Origin of the sequence: Synechococcus sp. R55.3 (assembly GCF_047461975.1) — a bacterium.
Taxonomy (GTDB): domain Bacteria; phylum Cyanobacteriota; class Cyanobacteriia; order Thermostichales; family Thermostichaceae; genus Thermostichus.
Genome location: NZ_JANSIG010000126.1, coordinates 1 through 5,456 on the forward strand (window position 1 = coordinate 1; position 5,456 = coordinate 5,456).

The window sequence follows — 5,456 nt, forward strand, 5'->3', positions numbered from 1 at the left end:
GCGTCCAATTTGGCGGCTTGCGACTGGGACACCTTGAGCTTGCAGGAGACGGTCAGGACTTGGGTCATGGTTCTATCGTAACTTCCGCATTCCTCCCGACCCTCGTCCTACGGACAGAGGGCGGGGCTCCTGCGCTAGTAAGCTGGACTTCCTGATCCTATCGCAGACGGGATCCCAGCGGAAAACGGCAGAGCCGGTGGCGCTGCCCCGACAAAATGGCCCCTGGGATCCACCGCAAAGGCAACCCCCAGCTCGATGAAGACGGGTACTGGGCTATCCCTTTGGGCAGAGCGGATGAAGTTCAAAGCCGTTATTGTTGGAAAGATTATTCAAAGACTCCCCCTGGTTTGCGCCAGCCCTGGGTTAGGCTATTGCCATCCCGGGGGAGCAAGAAACACCGCTGCTCTGCCCCAAAGTCCGCGAGTTGAGTGAAGGAAGGTTGAGGTGAATGGGAGACTGACCTGCCATTTCCCTGTGCTGCTATTGGCCCTGCCTCTGTGGGGATCCCCGACCTGGGCCGGAGAGTATTTCACCGAGGAAGTCACCAGCCCCAGCCTGGAGATCGTTCATGGCTGGCGGCAGGAGGTGTACGGCATTGGGGTTACCATCACCAACACCAGCCTCGGCTCCTTTCGGGTGCCCTTGGAAATTGATATGGAGGATCGGACTAGCTGTGAGCGGGCCGACTTGGTGCTGACCAACAATCGCATCATGCCGATGGGATCCTTCCAAGATTGCATTCTCAACATCTTTCCCTACCTGGATAAGTTCATCAACCAAGAAGTCGCCAGCATCCGAGTCACCCTAAAAGGGCCAGCTCCCCTCCTGGAAATTCCGGTAGAGGAGTCGGATCGACTGATTTTGGCCCAGGTGGCCAACCAATCGCGGGAAGCCTTTGTTTTCTTTCAGCAGGAGTTGGCCCGTGTTTTGGAGCTGCTGAGGCAGTCGGATCCCAAGCAAAGCGAGACGGCCCCACAGCCTGGCACCCCAGTTCCGACCGCCACCCCAGCCGAGTCTGCCGCTAGCCCAGGAGATTTTGTAATCGTGGGATCCATTCGGGAAGAACGAGTGGGGGCCGGTAGCCGCCTAAGCGTGGAAGCGATCAACCGCAGCACCCGCACGGTTCTCAACGCCCGTGCTCGTTTCACCTTCTATCGGGGAGAAGAAGTTGTCGATACGCGAGTGGCAGCATTTGAGCCCAGCGACGTGCCCCCCGGACAAAGGGCCTCCGCCAGTGTGCTGAAAACCGAGGCCAATTGGGATCGCGTCACGGTGACCTTCCAGTGGCAGTAGGGTTACTTCAGGGAGCCAAAGCGTTGCCGCGAATCAGGCTGCCCAGGGTTTTGACCGTGATCTTGAACTGCACCCAAGGGCTCATGGGCACTACCGTCTTGTAGAGGTAGCTGTCAAAGGTCATCCTCTGCACGTCCCGGTCGGCGCACATCTCCACAAAGGCTTCGCGAGTGGCATTGGAACGGTAGAACACCCGCTGCAGGATGTCCAAGACCTTGTAGGTCAGGCCGTACTGGCGATCCCAGCGCTTGAGATACAGCTTGAGATCCTCTTCGCTGGGGATGCGCGCCCCACCGTTGGAGGTCTCGACGATGGTCTCGGCGCACATGCGGCCTGACTTGGCGGCAAAATAGATCCCTTCGCCGCTGGATTTGGTGACGTATCCCGCCGCATCTCCCACCAAAGCAGCACGGCCCACCACGCGGCGCGGGCGGGGATGCTCTGGGATCGGATGGGCTTCCACCTTGATCACCTGGCCTCCTCGAATCCGCTCGGCAGCACGGGCGCGGATCCCAGCTTGCAACTTTTGGATGTGGGCTTGGTTTGCCCTCATGGTGCCGGTGCCCACGGCTACATGGTTGGACTTGGGAAACACCCAGGCATAAAAGTCTGGAGAAACATCGTCCCCCACATACATTTCTGCCCGCTCTGCGTAGTAGGCCATTTTGTCGTCTGGGAGCCGGATGCGCTCCTGAAAGGCCAGCGCATAGTTGTAGTCGCCAGCACCAATGGCTTCTGCCACCTTGGAGTGGAACCCATCCGCCCCGATCACCACATCCACAGCCAAAGAACGCGGCACCCCTTGCCTCGATCCGTCGGAAAAATCGTTGTAGTGCAGGATGTAGGGATCCCGGCCATTCTGGGGGATTTCCAGATGCATTACCTTGCCGTTGATCAGCTCCGCCCCTTTTTGGTGGGCACGATTGCGCAAGAAGGCATCCAAGATCTCGCGGCGGCACATGCCGATGTACTCGTTTTCTTTTTCGAGGGCGATATCCACCTCATAGTTGGAAGGGGAGATCATCTTCATCTTGCGCACTTTGCGGTCGATGATCCCCTCGGGGAGGTCGAACTCGGAGACCATACAGAGGGGAATGGCGCCCCCGCAGGGCTTGGCGTTGTCCAGCTTCCGCTCAAACAAAAAGGTTTCAATTCCCGCTTGGGCTAGAACTTCGGCAGCAGAGGCTCCGGCTGGGCCGCCCCCCACAACAGCAACTCTCAGACTCAAGGTGCTCTCCTCGATGCAAGTGCAACTGGCTCATCAGACAGCAGGCATCCTACCACAGCTCCTCAGAAGCATTGCGGACCTTGACGAAGTGTTGCAGAGTGGAGGGCTCGCGCTCGCTGTGTTTCTACAAAAGGCCCCGCCGCATTTGATCCCAGAGGTTGAGATAGGACTCGGCTTCGGCTGAGCTCAGGGGGCGCCAGATCTCCGAGCGTTGCCAAGTGGAGATTTGCAAGTCGGCTCTGTGTTGCAGGCGGGGGGCAAGTTGAGCCAAATCCAGCGGCAAAACCGAAGGGATCCCGCTCAGATTGACCAAGCGGGGGGCAAATTCAGGATTCAAGACAAAATCAAGCCAGTCAGCCAACAGGGATCCGGAATCCGTCTGGGTTGATTCTGTGTGGGCATTGTCTTCGACGTGGGGTCGCACCCAGACATCCCACCAGATGGCGGATCCGGAGGCCGGGATCACCACTGCCAGCTCAGGGTAGTTGGCTTGGGTGGCGTAGAGATCCTGCGACCAGCCCACGGCCACCCAGCTATCGGCCAAGCGCAAGATGGGCAGGTAGTCGGAAGAGGTGTAAGTTAAAACCTGGCGATGCAGGGATCCCAGCTCTTGCCGTAATTCCACATCCTCAGGGTTGAGGGGATCGTTGTAGGAGCGGCCCATTTTCTTTAGGGTTAGCCCAATCACCTCCCGCGGGTGATCCGGCAGAGTCAGTTTGCCGGCCAGCTCAGGCCGCCACAGATCCGCCCAGTCCCGAATGGGCTCCCTCACCCGATCCCGGCGGTAGGCAATGGCCGTTACCCCCCAGCGCCAGGGCACACCCCAAATCTGCCCCTCCCGGAGTGCCGCAGCTTGCCAACGGGGATCCAGATTCTGCCATCGTTCTCCCAACAGGCTTGCCGGCAGAGGAGCCAGCCAACCGGCAGCTATGGCCCGATCCAAAGCGTCGGCCCCCAACAAACTCAAAGCCGCCACCGGCAGCCGCCGCCGGAACCATCCCCCCGGATCCCACCAGGCTGCATCAGCCGGCTGAACACTTTGCCGGAGATAGGCCAACAACTGATCCCGACTATCCAACAGTTGCAGCCGAAAGCGGGCCTGAGTCCTGCGGCGAAACTCGTTGAGCAAACTGGCAGGGATCCCTTGCTTAAGCGCCACGATAAGAGGCAAGTGCGCATCCGGCCCCCCACATCCTGCTGCCACCAGCCCCAGCAGGATCCCCTGCAGCAGCTCACGCCGGCTTAGCCGTATCTCGCCCACAGCAGTACCGCTCCACCAGAATGAGAGCCACCAGATCATCGTAAGCCTTGGCCGGCACCCGCATCCCCTTGGGCAAGAGCCGCTGCCATCCCTGCGGTGGGTAAAAATCCCAGTAGCGCTGACGGGCTTCTTGGGAGCTGTGCCGCTCGTCCACCAGGACAATCTGCTGCGGGGGGAGAATGGATTCCAGTTGAGACTTCCAGGCTTGGGCCGTCGTCTGATTGCCCAGGATTACCTGCTCCGCCTGAAACTGTTGCCGGAGCGTTTGCAGTCTAGATAGCGCTGCCGAAGAAGGGATCACCTCCCGGTGTAAAACCCTCAGCTCCATTGGCGCAAGCGCCTGCACCTGCACCACAGCTATGCCGCACTTGTCGCGCCCTGGGTCGAAACCGATCAGCACTCGTTCGCTCTTCAGCCTTGCCGAATGGAGTGAATCCGTCATCCTTCAGGGCGCCCCGCCTGTTGAACTCCAGGAGAGCCGGGTTGACCAGAAGCTTCCGCCATCAGAAAACTCACCCGCAACGGTCCTGCTGTGTAGATGTCGGTGTCGGCAACCAGCTTCACATCCAGAGGGGTGGTGCTCTGGCGGAGATGCTGCACAACCTCCAGAAACTTGACCTGGGAGAACTCCCCAACGGTGCCGGTGATGGGATCCGAGAGGAGCCCCTCCTCCTGCGAGCGCTGATTGGCCTGGTTCAGCAGCCCCAGCAGTTGCTGTTGGATCTGATTTTCGCTCAAACCCGGTTGAATCACCCCGTGGGCCAGCACGGATCCCTTGGGGAAGATCCGCTGGTTGGGGTAAATCTGCACGAGCACAGGCACAGGCTCCCCCTTGAGCCGGTTGGTAACAGAGAGAATGCGCACCGCCCAGCTACCGGGTTCTCGCAACTTCTCCAAGGCTTGATCGGCATCCTCGCGGCGGATCAGGATCGCGTTTTCCAGAGGGGGCATGGGCTGGGATCCAAGGGCAAGGGCCCGCTGTTCCGCCTGGGCCAAAAGTTGCTCAAACTGCTGCCGAATCGCCTCTGGCTTTGCCCCCCTTGGAGCCTCCACAACCCCCGTTGCCAAGACTTCCCCCGCCAAGATGGCCAGTTCCCCCCGCCGCAGCCGCACCGCCAATTGGTTGAGCTGCTCGATCTCCTGCTCAAGCTGGTTTTTCTGGTTCTCCAGTTGGGTTAAGGCCGCCTGCACCACATCCAGGGAGCGCTCCAGTTGATCTCGATCCAGTTGCAGGGCTTGTTTTTGCGACTCCAGGGTGGCAATCATCTGCCGGGCTGACTCCACCTCTGCCTTCACCGCCTCCAACTCGGCCTGGGCTCGATCCAGACTGGGCTGCACCTTGGCCAGTTGCTCGTTGGCTGCCGCCAGCTTGGCCTCCGCCTCCTGCCGCTCCTGCAGCGCCACCGCCAGTTGATCGCGCACTTCGCTCAGGCGGGTTTGGGCTGCCGACTGCTGGCTGCGAAATTGGTCGAGATCCATCTTGAGGTGATCCCGCTCAACCCTGAGAGCGGCATTTTCCGCTTCCAAGAGGGCTTTTTGGCGGTTGAGGGCCCGCAGCTCTTGCTCCGCCTGGGCAATTTGGTTGGTGTAGCTGAACAGGGCCTCCGACAGAGAGCGGTTGAGGAGCAGCAGTGTGCCCAAAGTCAGGGCGGAGATGCTCACGCCGGTCACCAC

At 60.1% G+C, this 5,456-nt stretch carries 5 protein-coding genes; 1 reads left to right on the plus strand and 4 read right to left on the minus strand.

Annotated features, from left to right (window positions below; translation table 11 throughout):
* Positions 1-444 precede the first annotated feature (444 nt).
* On the plus strand, positions 445-1,293 hold the full coding sequence (locus NW849_RS13760) for a hypothetical protein (protein WP_414358346.1): 849 nt from the start codon (positions 445-447) through the stop codon (positions 1,291-1,293).
* A gap of 7 nt (positions 1,294-1,300) precedes the next feature.
* Here the strand turns inward: NW849_RS13760 and chlP are convergent, their stop codons facing one another.
* From chlP to NW849_RS13780, 4 genes are all read right to left on the minus strand, one after another.
* On the minus strand, positions 1,301-2,521 hold the full coding sequence (gene chlP, locus NW849_RS13765; protein ID WP_414331046.1) for a geranylgeranyl reductase: 1,221 nt from the start codon (positions 2,519-2,521) through the stop codon (positions 1,301-1,303).
* A 124-nt stretch (positions 2,522-2,645) separates the two neighbouring features.
* Entirely contained in the window at positions 2,646-3,782 is a 1,137-nt protein-coding gene (locus NW849_RS13770; RefSeq protein ID WP_414358349.1) for an extracellular solute-binding protein, read from the minus strand.
* A complete protein-coding gene (locus tag NW849_RS13775; RefSeq protein ID WP_414358351.1) occupies positions 3,754-4,224 on the minus strand; it encodes a pre-16S rRNA-processing nuclease YqgF in 471 nt (156 codons plus the stop codon). Before NW849_RS13775 ends, NW849_RS13770 begins: the two co-directional genes overlap by 29 nt.
* The coding region (locus tag NW849_RS13780) for a DUF3084 domain-containing protein (RefSeq protein WP_414358352.1) at positions 4,221-5,456 on the minus strand (1,236 nt) is incomplete at its 5' end. The genes NW849_RS13780 and NW849_RS13775, both read right to left, overlap by 4 nt.

Excerpts from the sequence above, each read along its gene's own strand:
- NW849_RS13775 (WP_414358351.1), bottom strand. The coding sequence starts at position 4,224 with ATGACGGATTCACTCCATTCGGCAAGGCTGAAGAGCGAACGAGTGCTG.